The following is a 13,998-nucleotide window of genomic DNA, read 5'->3' on the forward strand; positions in this document are numbered from 1 at the left end:
TCAGCCCGGATAGACCTCCAGCCCCATGGCCGCCAGCAGATGCGATTGCTGGTCGGTCGACACGATCAGGCCTTCGAGGGTCGCGAGCTCTTTCAGATTCAGGCCGGCAAGGTCGGCTCCGCGAAGGTCGGCGCGCGCGAGCTTGGCACCGGCGATAAGCGCCAGGACGAAATCGCAACCGCGCAGGTCCGCGCCTTCCAGATCGGCATCGAACAGGACGGCTTCGCGGAAATTCGAACCCGAGAAGTCGCCGCCGGGCATCCGGATCCCGTTCAGGTCGGCGAACTCGAGGTTGCAGCCGCGCATTGTCGCGGCGATTTTGACCAGCTTGCGCCCGAACACACGGCTGAAATCGGCTTTGTGAAACGCCGCGCCGCGCATGTTGCAGGCATCGAATTCGACACCGAAGAGCGCGGAGCGATCAAATTTCGCGAACGAAAGGTCGCTGCGGACGAACCGGGCCTGGTCAAGGCGCGAGAAGGCGAATTGCGCCCCGGCATGGCCTGCGTCGTCGATGAAGGAGCAATTGTCGAAAACCGCGTCGCGCATATCGACATTGGCGAAGCGGCACCGGATCAGCCGGCACCCGGTCAGGCGGGCATCCTGCAGGCATGTTCCGGAAAATTGAACGTCGCGCAGCACGCATGACGAGATTGCCGCGCCAGCCAGATCGATGTCGGCGAAGTCGCAGCCGGACATGTCTGCCTTCTCTATGATGCAGCCGGGTTCCAGTTTCACTGCCACCTCCCATGGTCGAGCATCAGCGAGGTAGAAAGTTTATGGGAACGTATCAAGAACAATTGTCTGCGCAGGGACAGGGCCTTTTTCAAAATGCAAGGTCGGGCGGCCGGTCTGACTACCCTATGCCGGGAACATCTGGTCCCATGCGCCGGAACATCCAGCCTGAGCGCCCGTTGGTCCTGCACGAGGCGAGCCCCTCCCGCCTCGATAGCCAAGGAGACTCCCCATGGGTGAATTCACCGACAAGGCAAAGGGCCTCGCCAACGAAGCCGCCGGCAACGTCAAGCAGGCGATCGGCAAGGCGACCGACAATGAGCGGCTCCGCGCCGAAGGCGAACTGCAGGAGCGCAAGGGCGAAGCCCAGAATCTGAAGGGCAAGGTCAAAGGCGCGCTTGGCGACAAGATCTGACGCCTTGCCCGTCACGCAAAGAAAAGGCCCCGGGAAACCGGGGCCTTTTTTGATCGCGATGTGCGAGGCCTATTTCCCGCCCGACGCCACCAGATCGACGTCGGTCATCCCGCCGTCGCGGCGGAGCATCACGACATAGGCGAGATCGCCCTTCGTGCCGCCGAGCATATGCTCATTCCCGTTGACGCGGTGGTCGCTCGTGTAACCGGCGCGGATCGCCATCGTGTGATAATAATCGAGGACGGCCTGCATCGACGCCGCGGTCTGGAAATTGACGACGCGAATGTTGCATTTGCCGCCGGCGATGCCGGCGGCTTCGCGCAGCGTCGCGCGCGGATAGACTTTGAACGCGGCGGGCAGGCGGTCGGCCCAGGCGTTGCCATAGGTCAGCTTGGCATCGCAGCCGCCCTTTTGCTGGTCACGGGCGAGCGCGCCGATTGTGACCGGGCGCTTCTGCGCTTCGCAGCCATCGCATCCCGCCTCGAACGGCAGCGCCTTCGGCGCGGTCAGCAGTTTCCCCGCGGCCTGTGCCGCCGCCGCTTCGGCCGCAGTTGCGGCCTTGCCGCCGGCAATCCCCGGAACGCCCCCGTCGACGGGCTTGTTGCCCGGACCAACGGCATTCTGGTTCGACTGGCCGGCGAGCTTCGGATCGACCATGATCTTGTCTTCAAGCGACCCCTTGATCGCCGGGTCGGCGTTGGTCAGCCCGTCGTCGAGCGGCGCAAGATCGGCCTTGGCGTCGGGATTGTCCCGGCAGCCAGCGAGCGGGGCCGTGGCCATCAGCAAGCCGGCAATCAGCCATTTTCCGCGCAACATCATCGCTAACACTCCCTTAATCCTGTACCGGAATGCCCGATCCGGATCAAAAAGGCGCAAATAAAATGCGTTAACGGGCGGGACTTTGTTAGCCGAAAACTGTCTCGGAGCGAGACGCTTTCGGGTTGCAGCGGATCAGGCGCGACGTTTCGACCGCGGCCTGACGGTGGATGACGGCCGCGCGGTAGACGGGGTCGGTGACCATTTCCATAAAGGCGCCGCTGGTCGGATATTCGGCGATGAAGACCGCATCCCACCACTCGTTGGCGGGGCCGATCACCATGGCCTCCATCGTACCGCGCCAGACGATCGAGCCGCCGACGCGCTGGAACACCGGTCCGCTGTCGGCGCCATAATGGCGATAGGCCTCGGCCCCGGTCAGCTCTTGTTCCGCGAGCGGATGCCCGTCGGGATAAGTGGCCTGTGCCTTGAAGCGGACGAGGTTGAGCATGTGAATGATGCAGTCGCGGGGTAGCGCCTTGAACGCGTCGAATTGCGCGCGTTCGGGATCGACGTGGCTTTCGCTCACGGAAGGAATTCCTTGCGTTTGACCCGCCAGGCGTCGGCGCTTTGTGTCCATGCGTCGACCGGCGCGTCCTGAAAGGGAGCGGGCAGGCGGGTCGGGCCACTGTTGGTTGCGCCAAGCCGCTTCGCGAGCGCCTGCGACCGTATGTTATCCGGATCGATGCTGTGCATCAGTTCGGGCCATTTCAGGAATTCGACCGCAAAGTCGCATGCCGCGACGCTTCCTTCGAGCGCATAGCCCTTGCCAGCAAATTTGGCGCGTACGCCATAGCCGATCTCGGGAGCCGGCCAGCCGTCTGGCTCCCAGGGGCCGAGGCGGCCGACCCATTCGCCCGACGCGCGCTCGATGACCGAGAACATCGAAAAACCGCGGATGTGCCATGCGCCGGCGAGCGTGCACCACATACGCCACGCCTGCGAGCGAGGGCAGGTGCCGCCGATGAAGCGCATCGTGTCCTCTTCGGTGCACATTTCGGCGAAGCCGTCGAAATCCTCGGTCGCGGGCGGACGCAGGATCAGCCGTTCGGTGACGAGCAGGGGGCCGTTCAGCATATATTCTCTCCCGCAGATATGGCCGCCGCTTCTGCGGCAAGATCGCGGGTGGAGCAAGCGCCCACGCGCGTGAGGGCGCCGACACAAGATCGGCGCCCTCTCCATCGTGTGTGCGGGCGGAGGGGTCTCGGACCCGCACCCGAGACGGTTCGCTAATTAGCGGCAGCGATACTTCGACTTGTCGATCTCGCGGCCGAGCAGGGCACCACCGGCTGCGCCGAGAACGGTGCCGAGCAGCTTGTCGCCGCCGCCTGCGATCTCATGGCCAGCCAAACCGCCAACAGCGCCGCCGATCAGCAGGCCGGTCGTGCCATTGTCTTTCTTGCAGCGATAGCGGCCGTCATTGTCGCGCCAGACGCGGGTGTTGTCGCCAATGCGCTCGTCGCGGGCATAATAGCGGCGATCCTTGCGCTTCTTGTAGAAGCCCGAAGACTGGTCGAGCTGATGGAAGCCGTCTGCCTTCGCCGGAGCCGCGATCCCCGCATAGGCGGGCGCGGTCAGGGCGACGCTGGCGGCGGCAAATGCGCCCATCAGGCCCTTGGTGAAATTATGCATATCAAATCCTTTCCTGGTTCTGCGCCTCGTCTTGCCTGGCAAGACCGGGCGCTTCGGTGGGAGAACGAGCAAGGTCTCGATGGCGTTGCATTAACCCTAGGCAACAAGACGAAGCGAGCGCATTCATCGACGAACCGAAAGCCTCTTGCCGCATTGACGGAGGCATGCGACAACCCGGCCATGCTCAATATCGGATCGCTCGTCATTGGCGTTATCGCGCTGGTTCTGGCCGTTTTTGCGTTCATCCCGCTGCTCGGCTGGGCGAACTGGGTGATCGTGCCCTTTGCCGTTGTCGGACTCGCGCTTGGCGCGATGTCGGACAAGACGTCGGGGCGAAACCTGAACATCGTCGTTATCGTTATCGGCGTTATCCGCCTGATGCTGGGCGGCGGCATCATCTAATTCTCCGCCGGAAGGCAGCTTTTCGATCATGACGCAAGATAAAGCCCCGGCGGGGAGCAATCAGGGCGGCTTGCCTTACGCGGTCGGCGCCTATGTAATGTGGGGCTTCATCCCGCTGTTCTTCAAGCTGCTGTCAAGCGTGCCGCCGCTCGAAGTGCTCTCGCAGCGCATTCTCTGGTCGCTACCGCTCTGTTTCCTCATCATGTTGTTTCGTCGACAGATCGGCGAATATCTGGCCGTGTTCAGGGACTGGCGCGTGCTGCGCATGCTGCTGGCGAGCTCGGTCCTGATCGCGCTCAACTGGCTCGTTTATATCCACGCGGTCTTTTCCGACCATGTGCTCGCCGCGAGCCTCGGCTATTATCTCAACCCGCTCGTCAATGTGATGCTGGGAATGATCTTCCTCGGCGAGCGGCTTAGCCGCCTGCAAGCGCTTGCGGTCGTCATCGCGGGCATCGGCGTAGCGATTCTGCTCGCGGGTGCGCTCGACACATTGTGGATCAGCCTGACGCTCGCACTCAGTTTCGGGACCTATGGCCTGATCCGCAAGATCGTGCCTGTGGGGTCGCTGCCCGGGCTCGCGATCGAAACGACGCTGTTGCTGCCCGTGTCGGTTGCCGCCGCGACTTATTATATCTGGCTTGGCGACGGACGCGGTTTCGGGTCGGATGCCGGAATCAGTTGGCTTCTTGCCGCCGCCGGTATCGTCACCGCGGTGCCATTGCTGCTGTTTGCGACCGCCGCGCGGCGGATGAGCTATGCGGCGCTCGGATTCGTCCAGTATCTGGCGCCCAGCATCGCCTTCCTGCTCAGCCTGTTCGTGTTCGACGAGCCGCTGAAGCCGGTGCAACTGCTCTGCTTCCTGCTCATCTGGGCGAGCATCGCGGTGTTCAGTTTCGACATGTGGCGCAAGATGCGCGCCGACCGGATGATGCCGGCGGCTTGAAGCCGTCCAATCTTTTTCCCCTCCATATGGGAAGGGAAATCAAACCAGCCGCCAGCCGATCGTTTCGCCAGCATGGAAGGGAACAACCTCGCCGATCAGGTCGGGGACGGTTACCGGCGCGCGTTCCAGCGTCACCGTGCCGGTGTTGAGCGGCAGGCCATAGAAACGCGGGCCATGCTCGCTCGCAAAACCTTCTAGCTTGTCGAGTGCGCCGTCCTGATCGAAGGCGATCGCATAGCTTTCGAGCGCGAAGGGGGCATTGAAGATACCCGCGCAGCCGCACGAATTTTCTTTCGTATGCACCGCGTGCGGCGCGCTGTCGGTGCCGAGGAAGAATTTGGGCGATCCCGAGGTCGCGGCCTTGCGGACCGCGAGGCGATGATGCTCGCGCTTGGCGACGGGCAGGCAATAGGCGTGCGGGCGAATGCCGCCAACCAGCATCGCGTTGCGGTTGATGTGCAGATGCTGCGGCGTGATCGTTGCGGCGATATTGGCGGGTGCATCGGCGACGAACTGCGCGGCTTCGGCGGTGGTGATGTGCTCGAAGACGATCTTGAGCCCGGGCAGCGCGCGGACCAAAGGTTCGAGCGTGCGCTCGATGAACACGGCTTCGCGGTCGAAGATGTCGACATCATGGTCGGTGACCTCGCCATGGATGAGGAGCGGCATGCCGATCTCCTGCATCCGTTCGAGCACGCCCATGATCTTGGCGATATCGGTCACGCCATGCGCGCTGCCGGTCGTCGCGTTCGCCGGATAGAGCTTGGCGGCGGTGAAGACGCCTTCGGCATGGCCGCGCGCCATTTCACCGGCGTCGCTGTGGTCGGTGAGATAGGCGACGATCAGCGGGGTGAAGTCGAGTCCGGCCGGCACCGCGGCGTTGATCCGGTCGCGATAGGCGCGTCCTTCTTCGGCGGTCGTCACCGGCGGCGACAGGTTCGGCATCACGATCGCCCGCGCAAACTGGCGCGCGGTATAAGGCGCGACATGGCTCAGCATCGCGCCATCGCGCAGATGGACATGCCAGTCGTCGGGGCGGCGGATCGTCAGGCGGTCGGTCATCTCTGTCTCCCCCCTCCCGCTTGCGGGAGGGGTCGGGGGTGGGCGAGTCCGTCGCGCGCTTAGCGGATGTTGCTGCCCACCCCAACCCCTCCCGCAAGCGGGAGGGGCTTTAAGTCGTCCACCGGCTGTCCTATCTCTCGATATATGACCAATACTACCCTCAACGACCGCGCCCTGATCCGTCTGTCGGGGGAGGATGTCCGGGGCTTCCTGCAAGGGCTGGTGACCAATGATACATCGGGCAATCTGCCGGTGTGGGCGGCGCTGCTCTCTGCGCAGGGCAAGGCGCTGTTCGATTTCCTGATCTGGGGCGACGGCGACGACATATTGATCGATTGCGAACGCGATGCGGCGGGCGATCTGACCAGGCGGTTGACGCTCTATCGTTTGCGCCGCGCGATCACCATTGCGCCCGAACCGGATCTGGCCGTCCATTGGGCGAGCGAGGGCGATCTGGGTGTCGTCGACCCGCGCCTGTCCGGGCTCGGCCAGCGCTGGCTCGCGCCGGCGGACGAAGGCGAGGGGGCCGATGCCGCGTGGCGCCAGCACCGGTTGTTGCTCGGTGTTACCGAGGGACGCGGCGAACTGGGCGATGGCACAACCTTGTGGCTCGAATGCAATGCTGCCGAACTGAACGGCGTCAGCTTCACCAAGGGCTGTTATGTCGGGCAGGAGAATACCGCGCGGATGAACTGGCGGCAGAAGGTCAACCGGCGGCTTGCTGTCGTTCCGTTGGCCGAGGCCGACGAAAAGCGGCAGGTGATCGCTTATCCCGAACTTGGCTGGTCGGTCGAACATCGGCGGGTCGAGAATATCGATGCGGCTGTTGCTCCGCTGTGGCTGCGCGAGGGGCTGGCAGCCGGTTCATGACAGATGCAGCCTTTGCTGCTAGACTGCCTGGCATGCGCGCTTTCCTGATTTCGTCGGCGCTTGCCGCCGCATTTGTCGCCACGCCGGTCATGGCAGGTGAAGCTGGCGATGACGGAGCGCCCGATTCGCTGCTGCCGGTTGCTCCCGAAGCGGCTTTGCTGCCTTCCCGACTGGCCCCGCTCGCCGCCGATTCGGCGTGGGCGCCACGCTTCGAAGCCGCGGCGCGCGAACTGGCGGCCGCGCTCCGGTCGCGCAACGAGGCGCGATGGGGACCGCTGCTGGGCGGGAAATGGTTGACGGCCGACGGCCGGAATCGCGTCGACGGCTTGCTCCGCGACCCGACCAGCCCGTTTCTTCCTGCGCTATTTTCCAACGACGCCACGCCCCACGCCATATTCGGATGGACTGCACCGCAATCCCTGAATGCCGAGGAACGCGCGGCGATCGAGGCGGGGCAGGAAGCCGAGGCGCTGGTCTGCTGGTCCGCGGGCGGCACTGGCGAAGGACCTTGGCCAGTGACGACGGTCGACGCCGACAATCGGCCGGGACGCCCTTATGCCTGTGCGCGGATCACCTACAGCATTCGCGGTGACAAACCGACCTGGCGCGCCTTCGTCGAATAGCGCCGACCGGCTTAACCAATCTCCAACCCTCTTCTGCGACAAGCCGACCCATGTTGGGGCGCTTTCTCGGGTTGGCCGCAGGTATTGCGGCGGTGTCGGTCGGCTTGGCGGGAGTCGCCAGCCGGTCGTCGTCCAATGAGGCTGTTGATGTTGTCGAAACGCCCGAAGCCATTTCCGGCAATCACGACAATTGGACGACGCACAAACTTCGTAAAGACCGGTCTATGGCCGCCGCCGAAGCCGCTGGCAGTTCGGGCCGACCGCGCGAGGTCCTGCTCGCACGTTCGGGCGATTCGCATTTCTATGCCGACACCGAGATCGACGGGCGGAATATTCGCATGCTTGTCGACAGCGGCGCGTCGATCGTCGCGCTGACCCGCCGCGATGCCGAGGCGATCGGGATCAACGTCGACGATCTTCCGGTCGGCGGTAGCGCCAGCACAGCGGGCGGCGTCGTGCCGATGCGGCTGGTCACGCTCGATAGCATCGAAGTCGAGGGGATCGAGGTGCGCGCTGTGCAGGCGGCGGTGATTGATGCCGATATGGGCGTCTCGCTGCTCGGACAAAGCTTCCTCTCGAAACTCGCTGCGGTCAATGTCGAAGGCGATACGATGACGCTGCGCTGAGGCGCGACGATCATTGTCCCGACGTAGAAGCTTTTACCGGCTGCCGCAGGACTGTCTTGAGCTTTGACGGGTCGGTCTTGCGCGGATCGCTCAGATAGATTTCGTGATGCGGCCCGTTGAAGTCCAGTTTCTGCCCCGGCATGACGATCTCGTGGAGCCGGGCGAGGGTCGGCCCTTCATCGTCATACCGGCCGACGTGCAGAATCTGGAGCGAGGGGCCTTCATCATAGTCTTCGAGGCGCAGGCTTTCCGGTGGCTGGCCGGATTTCCGGATCGTGCTGGCTACGGCCGCCTCGAACATCGCCCGCGTGACGAAATCGGGAACCATGAGCATCATCGTCCAACGCCACCGGTCCTTTTCACGCGTGACGAAGCTCTGGGGATCATCAGCCCACCATAGGCCTTCCAGCGGCGGGACGACATAATCCTGCGAGAGTACCGACTTGGCGGCAAATTTCATCGCGTAGCTGGTCCCGTAGAGCCATTCGACCGCGGTGCGATACGCAGGAGCGCTATTGGGGTCGCCTTCGCCGTCCACCTTGACGAACTGCATTTTCGGGACGTCGACTGCGACAAAGTCGCTGGCCGGGGGACTGTACAGTGGTTTGCGGGTCTTTTTGAAGTCGATCTTTTCCATCTTGTCTCCGTTCGCAGGCTGGCTCGATATCCCATACACGCCCGCCCTTGCCAAATCCGCGCACTTTGCCCACATCGAGCGCCATGAACGCTCCCAATCCTCCACTGCGCGCGGCGATCGTGCCGGTCACCGCATTCCAGCAAAATTGCACCTTGCTGTGGTGTACCGAGACCAACAAGGCGGCTTTCGTCGATCCCGGCGGCGATCTCGACAAGCTGAAGGAAGCGGTCGGGCAGACCGGCGTCGAGGTCGAGAAGATCCTCGTCACCCATGGCCATATGGACCATTGCGGACAGGCCGGGATGCTCGCGAAGGAACTCGGCGTGCCGATCGAAGGGCCGCACGAGGACGACCGGTTCTGGATCGAACAATTTGCCGAAGATGGCGCGCGTTTCGGCATGGTGGGCGAAACGTTCGAGCCCGACCGCTGGCTGGTCGATGGCGACACGGTGACCGTCGGAAACCTCACCATCGATGTCATTCATTGCCCGGGGCACACGCCCGGCCATGTCGTTTTCCATCACGCGCCGTCAAAGCTGGCGATTGTCGGCGACGTAATTTTCCAGGGATCGATCGGCCGCACCGATTTTCCGCGCGGCAATCACCAGCAATTGCTCGATTCGATCACGCAGAAGCTGTGGCCGCTCGGCGGCGATACGACCTTCCTGCCGGGGCACGGCGCACACAGCAATTTCGCGCATGAACGGCGTACCAACCCCTTTGTCGGCGATATGGCGCTGGGGGCGTAACCCCCCTCCCGGCAGGCGGGACGGGCAAAGATCAGCGTGGCGCCGCGACCACCGTTTCCTCGATTGCGGTCGTCGTGATACCCGCCGGCGTCAGATAGACGATCGCGAGCGCGCCGAGCGCGAGGCCGAGTTGGGTCAGCATGGTGACGATCGTGCCGGCCATCCGGCCCCACATCATCCCGTCCATGCCCAGCGCGTGCAGGATGCGTCCGACGAGGTAGAGCGCACCGATTCCCCACAGCCACAGCGACGAGCCGAGGCCGAGTTCGACCAGCGCGAGCAGAATCAGCACAAACGCGGTATTCTCGACGAAATTGCTGTGCGCGCGCATCCGCCGCGTCAGCAGGTCGTTGCCGCCATCGCCGATAAAGACTTTTTCCTTGGTGCGCACGCGGCCGACGCGCACCGAAAGCCACAGGTTGAGCAGCGCCGCGCCGGCGGCGATTGTCAGGCTGATCGGCAAGATTATCATTTGGCTTCCCCCATTGTTTGCCGTCACATTACCGTGATCGGACTATATAGCTCTGGCATCCCCGGACCGGAGCGGCAAGTCCGCGCAATTGTGACGCATTGGGCTTGCCTTTGCGGGCAAAAACGCTATAGCCCCGCCCGATCCGGCACCCGACACCATCTGGCGTTGAGGCACCCTCCTGCGGAAGATTTTTCTTGTCAAATATAGACAGGAGCGAGCTTCGGCGTGGCGGGCGGGCCAGTCATTTCCGGCAACGGGGTGACAAATCCGGGTAGCCGATTCGTGACACACACTTTAAGAATGCAGGAAATATCATGGCCGTTCCCAAGCGAAAAACCTCGCCCTCGAAGCGCGGCATGCGTCGCAGCCACGACAGCCTGAAGGTCGAAGCCTTTCAGGAATGCCCCAATTGTGGCGAGCTGAAGCGCCCGCACAATCTTTGCAACTCTTGCGGCCATTATAATGGCCGTGAAGTGGTGTCGGTCGGCGCATAAGCATTAGCCGGAGGGCGTCACAATGGCACTGACACCGCGAATCGCAATCGATGCGATGGGCGGTGACGTCGGCGTGCGCATGATGCTCGCCGGCGCCGCAATGGCACGCCATAAGCATGACGGCCTCCGCTTCATCCTCGTCGGCGACGAGGTGCAGATCAAGGCGGCACTCGAAAACCACCCGAATCTGCGCGCGGCATCGGATATCATCCACACCGACGGCGTGGTGTCGGGTTCGGACAAGCCGAGCCAGGCGCTACGCAAGGCGAAGAGCACCTCGATGGGGCTCGCGATCGACGCGGTAAAGCGCGGCGATGCCGGCGGTGCTGTGTCGGCCGGCAACACCGGCGCGCTGATGGCGATGTCGAAGCTCGCGCTGCGGACGATGCCTGGGATCGACCGGCCGGCGCTTGCGGCGCTGCTGCCGACGTTGGGCGAGAATGACGTCGTCATGCTCGATCTTGGCGCCAACACCGATTGCGACGCCAACAATCTGATCCAGTTCGCGGTGATGGGCGCGGCTTATGCGCGTACCGCCATGGGGCTTCAGCGCCCGCGCGTCGCGCTGCTCAATATCGGCACCGAAGAGCTGAAGGGCACCGACGAGATTCGCGATGCCGCGGCGCGGTTGCGCGAAGCGCACGGGCTGCCGATGGAATTCACCGGCTTTATCGAGGGCGACAAATTGTCGCGCGGCGATGTCGATGTCATCGTTCACGACGGTTTTTCGGGCAATATCGCGTTGAAGACGATCGAGGGGACGGCGCGCTTCGTGACCGACCTGCTTCGCCGCGCCTTCACCAGCTCGACGCGCTCGAAGATCGGCTTTCTGATCTCGCGCCCCGCGACCGAACTGCTCAAGCATCATCTCGACCCCAACAATCACAATGGCGCGGTGTTCCTTGGTTTGAACGGCGTCGTGCTCAAAAGCCATGGCAGCGCCGATGCAAAGGGGGTCGCGAACTGTGTCCACCTCTGTGCCGAGCTGATCGAGAAGGATATCACGCGTCAGGTGACCGAGGATCTCGCGAATTTCCGCAGCGGCGACGCCGCGTGACGCTGCGTGCGATTCTGGCCGGTACCGGCTCGGCCTTGCCGCGCACGCGGGTTTCGAACGCCGAGCTTGCCGAGCGTGTCGACACCAGCGACGAATGGATCGTCGAGCGCACTGGCATCCGCTTTCGCCACATCGCCGAACCCGACGAGACGACGGCGACGCTGGGGGCTGCCGCCGCGCAGCAGGCGCTCGCGGCCGCCGGCCTCGAGCCCTCCGACATCGGCCTGATCATTGTCGCCACCGCGACTCCCGACAACACCTTTCCCGCCAGCGCGACCAAGGTGCAGGCGCTGATCGGTAGCCCCGACTGCATCGCGTTCGACGTCGCTGCGGTCTGCTCGGGTTTCCTCTATGCGGTGTCGGTCGCCGATGCGATGCTGCGCACGGGCGCGGCGAAACATGCGCTGGTGATCGGCAGCGAAACCTTCAGCCGCATCCTCGACTGGGAAGACCGCACGACCTGCGTCCTCTTCGGCGACGGCGCGGGCGCGATCGTCCTGTCGGCGAAAGATGTCGACGACGATCAGGGCATCCTTGCGACGCGGCTTCATGCCGAGGGAAAATACGCAGGCATGCTCTATGTCGACGGCGGGCCGTCGACCACCGGAACGGTGGGGCATGTCCGCATGCAGGGCCGCGAAGTGTTCCGTCATGCCGTTACCAACCTCGCCTCGGTGCTGGGCGAAGTGATGGCCGACGTCGGCCTGTCAGCCGAGTCGATCGACTGGGTCGTGCCGCACCAGGCGAACAAGCGGATCATCGACGCAACCGCCAAAAAGCTGGGTTTGCCGGCTGAACGCGTCGTGCTGACCGTCGACCAGCACGCCAACACGTCCGCGGCTTCTGTTCCCTTGGCGCTCGACCTCGCGGTTCGCGACGGGCGCATCAAGCGCGGCGACCTCGTCGTTCTTGAGGCGATGGGCGGTGGCTTCACATGGGGCGCAGCGGTCTTGCGGGTTTAATGACTCGTTCCGGCGCATCAACTTCTCCGTCCATCCGTTTCAGTTTGGCGGATTAATTCGCATTTGTTACATATACCGACAGGACTCGTGACGGTGGGGGCTGTCCGGGACTCAATTTCGCATTTCGCTTCATGAGGGGGAAGGGATCAGCATGACCGCAGGGACTCTTACGCGCGCCGACATCGCAACGCGGATCAATCAGCAGATTGGTCTGTCGCGCAACGAATCGGCATCGATCGTCGAATCGATTCTCGACCATATGTCCGACGCGCTTGCGGTCGGTCAGAATGTGAAAATATCGGGCTTCGGCACATTCGTACTCCGCGACAAGGCGCAACGCATCGGCCGCAATCCCAAGACCGGCATCGAAGTGCCGATCCTGCCGCGGCGCGTGATGACCTTTCGCGCCAGCCAGACGATGCGAGCGCGCGTTGCCGGAAAATAGGCTGCACCTGACCCATGTCGGATTTTGACATGCCCGACGATGGCGGCAAGGCGTCCGGCGCCATGCTCGCCATCGGCGAGCTGGCGGTGCGGATCGGCGTCCCGACACATGTACTACGCTATTGGGAAACGCGATTTCCGCAGCTGAAGCCGCTCCAGCGGTCGGGCCGCCGTCGCTATTATCGTGCGGAGGACGTCGCGCTCGCCGAGCGGATCCACCATCTGCTGCATGTGCAGGGTTTTACCGTCGAGGGCGCGCGTAAAGCCTTGTCCGCGCCGGGCGCCGCTGTGCCGGTCGCGGAAACGCACGCGCCGGTTACGCTGGATCACGCTGCTCCCGCGCCGGGCGGGATCCCGGTCGCGGCCTTGGTCGCGCTTCGCCAGCGACTGGCCGCAGCGATCGGCTGAACCGTCAGGCGGCGTCGCGACGGCCTTCGCCCGCGCCAATGCGGGCCCCGATCCGCCGCGCTTCGACCAAAATCTCGTCGGTTGCCCGGGCATCGGGGATCGAGAGCATGTCCGAGGACATCACGGGCGCACCGCAATAATCGAAGATTCCCTTGTCGATCTGGGTTGTCATCGCCTGCGAATATCCGCGGCGGATATACATCTCGGAGGGTGCGGCAGCGATTGCGACGAGGTGGACGCGCAGCCAGGTCAGCTTCTTTTCCACCTTGCCGTCGGCGCTTTCGTCATAGGCCCAGCCGTTCGTGAAAACCCGGTCGATCCAGCCTTTCAACAAGCCCGGCATCGACCACCAATAGACCGGATAGACGAGAATTAGACTGGCGGCGCGCTCGATCCGGGTCTGTTCGGCGCGAGCATCGTCGCCGAGGGGCGCTTCGAGATTGAAGGCGGCAATGTCGCTCAGCGAGAATCGCGGATCGAAATCCTCCCGGCTGAGGTCGGCGATTTCGACGCTGTTGGCGGGGGACGCGGCGGCGATCGCACGCTCGATTTCGGCCGCGACGGCGTGCGTCAAGGCGGTGGGGCTGGGGTGCGAAACGACAATCAGGCTGTGCATCTGTCTGATCTTTCATGAGGCTTGCGGGGAGG

General features: G+C 63.6%; 21 protein-coding genes. 12 read left to right on the forward strand and 9 right to left on the reverse strand.

Going from position 1 to position 13,998, the window contains the following annotated elements:
• Positions 1–738, reverse strand: a complete 738-nt coding sequence (locus AC07NV_RS18045; protein ID WP_495167776.1) for a pentapeptide repeat-containing protein — start codon at positions 736–738, stop codon at positions 1–3.
• Positions 739–967: 229 nt separating this feature from the next.
• Between AC07NV_RS18045 and AC07NV_RS18050 the strand changes: the two genes are divergently transcribed.
• Complete coding sequence (locus AC07NV_RS18050) at positions 968–1,150, forward strand: CsbD family protein (protein WP_495167777.1); 183 nt, start codon at positions 968–970, stop codon at positions 1,148–1,150.
• Positions 1,151–1,219: 69 nt separating this feature from the next.
• On the opposite strand, the gene AC07NV_RS18055 is transcribed toward AC07NV_RS18050, so the two are convergent.
• The 4 genes from AC07NV_RS18055 to AC07NV_RS18070 all read right to left on the reverse strand — a co-directional run bounded on the left by AC07NV_RS18055 (position 1,220) and on the right by AC07NV_RS18070 (position 3,598).
• The gene (locus AC07NV_RS18055) at positions 1,220–1,969 is read right to left on the reverse strand and encodes a hypothetical protein (RefSeq protein ID WP_495167778.1); all 750 of its coding nucleotides are present in this window, start codon (positions 1,967–1,969) and stop codon (positions 1,220–1,222) included.
• Between the two features lie 85 nt (positions 1,970–2,054).
• Positions 2,055–2,495, reverse strand: a complete 441-nt coding sequence (locus AC07NV_RS18060; protein ID WP_495167779.1) for a DUF1330 domain-containing protein — start codon at positions 2,493–2,495, stop codon at positions 2,055–2,057.
• Positions 2,492–3,043, reverse strand: coding sequence for a GNAT family N-acetyltransferase (locus AC07NV_RS18065; RefSeq protein WP_495167780.1), 552 nt, complete (start codon positions 3,041–3,043; stop codon positions 2,492–2,494). The genes AC07NV_RS18060 and AC07NV_RS18065 overlap by 4 nt, the downstream gene beginning before the upstream one ends.
• Positions 3,044–3,199: 156 nt before the next feature.
• Positions 3,200–3,598, reverse strand: coding sequence for a glycine zipper 2TM domain-containing protein (locus AC07NV_RS18070; protein WP_495167781.1), 399 nt, complete (start codon positions 3,596–3,598; stop codon positions 3,200–3,202).
• Positions 3,599–3,778: 180 nt separating this feature from the next.
• Here AC07NV_RS18070 and AC07NV_RS18075 point away from each other — a divergent pair, with 180 nt between their 5' ends.
• Entirely contained in the window at positions 3,779–4,000 is a 222-nt protein-coding gene (locus AC07NV_RS18075) for a hypothetical protein (protein ID WP_495167782.1), read from the forward strand.
• Between the two features lie 28 nt (positions 4,001–4,028).
• A complete protein-coding gene (gene rarD, locus AC07NV_RS18080; RefSeq protein WP_495167783.1) occupies positions 4,029–4,946 on the forward strand; it encodes an EamA family transporter RarD in 918 nt (305 codons plus the stop codon).
• Between the two features lie 39 nt (positions 4,947–4,985).
• Here rarD and pyrC read toward each other — a convergent pair whose 3' ends face one another.
• Positions 4,986–6,008: a dihydroorotase gene (pyrC, locus tag AC07NV_RS18085; protein ID WP_495167784.1), complete on the reverse strand. Its 1,023-nt coding sequence runs from the start codon at positions 6,006–6,008 to the stop codon at positions 4,986–4,988.
• 144 nt (positions 6,009–6,152) lie between these two features.
• On the opposite strand from pyrC, the gene ygfZ reads away from it, so the two are divergent.
• From ygfZ to AC07NV_RS18100, 3 genes are read left to right on the forward strand one after another with little or no spacing between them, the layout of a single operon-like run.
• Positions 6,153–6,878, forward strand: coding sequence for a CAF17-like 4Fe-4S cluster assembly/insertion protein YgfZ (ygfZ, locus tag AC07NV_RS18090; RefSeq protein ID WP_495167785.1), 726 nt, complete (start codon positions 6,153–6,155; stop codon positions 6,876–6,878).
• A gap of 32 nt (positions 6,879–6,910) precedes the next feature.
• The gene (locus AC07NV_RS18095) at positions 6,911–7,501 is read left to right on the forward strand and encodes a hypothetical protein (RefSeq protein WP_495167786.1); all 591 of its coding nucleotides are present in this window, start codon (positions 6,911–6,913) and stop codon (positions 7,499–7,501) included.
• A 50-nt stretch (positions 7,502–7,551) separates the two neighbouring features.
• Positions 7,552–8,127: a retropepsin-like aspartic protease family protein gene (locus tag AC07NV_RS18100; RefSeq protein ID WP_495167787.1), complete on the forward strand. Its 576-nt coding sequence runs from the start codon at positions 7,552–7,554 to the stop codon at positions 8,125–8,127.
• A gap of 10 nt (positions 8,128–8,137) precedes the next feature.
• Here AC07NV_RS18100 and AC07NV_RS18105 read toward each other — a convergent pair whose 3' ends face one another.
• Positions 8,138–8,764 carry a GyrI-like domain-containing protein gene (locus AC07NV_RS18105; protein ID WP_495167788.1) on the reverse strand — a complete coding sequence of 209 codons (627 nt, stop codon included), beginning with the start codon at positions 8,762–8,764 and terminating at the stop codon, positions 8,138–8,140.
• Positions 8,765–8,847: 83 nt separating this feature from the next.
• On the opposite strand from AC07NV_RS18105, the gene AC07NV_RS18110 reads away from it, so the two are divergent.
• Entirely contained in the window at positions 8,848–9,513 is a 666-nt protein-coding gene (locus AC07NV_RS18110; RefSeq protein WP_495167789.1) for an MBL fold metallo-hydrolase, read from the forward strand.
• A 31-nt stretch (positions 9,514–9,544) separates the two neighbouring features.
• Here AC07NV_RS18110 and AC07NV_RS18115 read toward each other — a convergent pair whose 3' ends face one another.
• Positions 9,545–9,985 (reverse strand): MAPEG family protein, encoded by a 441-nt coding sequence (locus tag AC07NV_RS18115; RefSeq protein WP_495167790.1) that lies wholly within the window; start codon positions 9,983–9,985, stop codon positions 9,545–9,547.
• 314 nt (positions 9,986–10,299) lie between these two features.
• Here AC07NV_RS18115 and rpmF point away from each other — a divergent pair, with 314 nt between their 5' ends.
• The 5 genes from rpmF to AC07NV_RS18140 all read left to right on the forward strand — a co-directional run bounded on the left by rpmF (position 10,300) and on the right by AC07NV_RS18140 (position 13,350).
• Positions 10,300–10,479, forward strand: coding sequence for a 50S ribosomal protein L32 (rpmF, locus tag AC07NV_RS18120; protein WP_487791869.1), 180 nt, complete (start codon positions 10,300–10,302; stop codon positions 10,477–10,479).
• A gap of 22 nt (positions 10,480–10,501) precedes the next feature.
• A complete protein-coding gene (gene plsX / locus AC07NV_RS18125) occupies positions 10,502–11,536 on the forward strand; it encodes a phosphate acyltransferase PlsX (RefSeq protein ID WP_495167791.1) in 1,035 nt (344 codons plus the stop codon).
• Positions 11,533–12,498, forward strand: coding sequence for a beta-ketoacyl-ACP synthase III (locus AC07NV_RS18130; protein ID WP_495167792.1), 966 nt, complete (start codon positions 11,533–11,535; stop codon positions 12,496–12,498). The genes plsX and AC07NV_RS18130 overlap by 4 nt, the downstream gene beginning before the upstream one ends.
• Before the next feature lie 151 nt (positions 12,499–12,649).
• Positions 12,650–12,943 carry an integration host factor subunit alpha gene (locus AC07NV_RS18135; protein WP_039573003.1) on the forward strand — a complete coding sequence of 98 codons (294 nt, stop codon included), beginning with the start codon at positions 12,650–12,652 and terminating at the stop codon, positions 12,941–12,943.
• A gap of 14 nt (positions 12,944–12,957) precedes the next feature.
• Complete coding sequence (locus AC07NV_RS18140) at positions 12,958–13,350, forward strand: MerR family transcriptional regulator (protein ID WP_495167793.1); 393 nt, start codon at positions 12,958–12,960, stop codon at positions 13,348–13,350.
• A 4-nt stretch (positions 13,351–13,354) separates the two neighbouring features.
• Here the strand turns inward: AC07NV_RS18140 and AC07NV_RS18145 are convergent, their stop codons facing one another.
• On the reverse strand, positions 13,355–13,966 hold the full coding sequence (locus AC07NV_RS18145; RefSeq protein WP_495167794.1) for an NAD(P)H-dependent oxidoreductase: 612 nt from the start codon (positions 13,964–13,966) through the stop codon (positions 13,355–13,357).
• Between the last annotated feature and the right edge of the window lie 32 nt (positions 13,967–13,998).

The organism is Sphingopyxis sp. GW821-FHT10B01, assembly GCF_059415685.1.

What these genes read in the sequence shown, in the direction of transcription:
- AC07NV_RS18050 (WP_495167777.1), top strand. Translation starts at nt 968, where the DNA reads ATGGGTGAATTCACCGACAAGGCAAAGGGCCTCGCCAACGAAGCCGCC.
- AC07NV_RS18055 (WP_495167778.1), bottom strand. Translation starts at nt 1,969, where the DNA reads ATGATGTTGCGCGGAAAATGGCTGATTGCCGGCTTGCTGATGGCCACG.
- AC07NV_RS18065 (WP_495167780.1), bottom strand. Translation starts at nt 3,043, where the DNA reads ATGCTGAACGGCCCCCTGCTCGTCACCGAACGGCTGATCCTGCGTCCG.
- AC07NV_RS18070 (WP_495167781.1), bottom strand. Translation starts at nt 3,598, where the DNA reads ATGCATAATTTCACCAAGGGCCTGATGGGCGCATTTGCCGCCGCCAGC.
- AC07NV_RS18075 (WP_495167782.1), top strand. Translation starts at nt 3,779, where the DNA reads ATGCTCAATATCGGATCGCTCGTCATTGGCGTTATCGCGCTGGTTCTG.
- rarD (WP_495167783.1), top strand. Translation starts at nt 4,029, where the DNA reads ATGACGCAAGATAAAGCCCCGGCGGGGAGCAATCAGGGCGGCTTGCCT.
- pyrC (WP_495167784.1), bottom strand. Translation starts at nt 6,008, where the DNA reads ATGACCGACCGCCTGACGATCCGCCGCCCCGACGACTGGCATGTCCAT.
- ygfZ (WP_495167785.1), top strand. Translation starts at nt 6,153, where the DNA reads ATGACCAATACTACCCTCAACGACCGCGCCCTGATCCGTCTGTCGGGG.
- AC07NV_RS18095 (WP_495167786.1), top strand. Translation starts at nt 6,911, where the DNA reads ATGCGCGCTTTCCTGATTTCGTCGGCGCTTGCCGCCGCATTTGTCGCC.
- AC07NV_RS18100 (WP_495167787.1), top strand. Translation starts at nt 7,552, where the DNA reads ATGTTGGGGCGCTTTCTCGGGTTGGCCGCAGGTATTGCGGCGGTGTCG.
- AC07NV_RS18105 (WP_495167788.1), bottom strand. Translation starts at nt 8,764, where the DNA reads ATGGAAAAGATCGACTTCAAAAAGACCCGCAAACCACTGTACAGTCCC.
- AC07NV_RS18110 (WP_495167789.1), top strand. Translation starts at nt 8,848, where the DNA reads ATGAACGCTCCCAATCCTCCACTGCGCGCGGCGATCGTGCCGGTCACC.
- AC07NV_RS18115 (WP_495167790.1), bottom strand. Translation starts at nt 9,985, where the DNA reads ATGATAATCTTGCCGATCAGCCTGACAATCGCCGCCGGCGCGGCGCTG.
- rpmF (WP_487791869.1), top strand. Translation starts at nt 10,300, where the DNA reads ATGGCCGTTCCCAAGCGAAAAACCTCGCCCTCGAAGCGCGGCATGCGT.
- plsX (WP_495167791.1), top strand. Translation starts at nt 10,502, where the DNA reads ATGGCACTGACACCGCGAATCGCAATCGATGCGATGGGCGGTGACGTC.
- AC07NV_RS18135 (WP_039573003.1), top strand. Translation starts at nt 12,650, where the DNA reads ATGACCGCAGGGACTCTTACGCGCGCCGACATCGCAACGCGGATCAAT.
- AC07NV_RS18140 (WP_495167793.1), top strand. Translation starts at nt 12,958, where the DNA reads ATGTCGGATTTTGACATGCCCGACGATGGCGGCAAGGCGTCCGGCGCC.
- AC07NV_RS18145 (WP_495167794.1), bottom strand. Translation starts at nt 13,966, where the DNA reads ATGCACAGCCTGATTGTCGTTTCGCACCCCAGCCCCACCGCCTTGACG.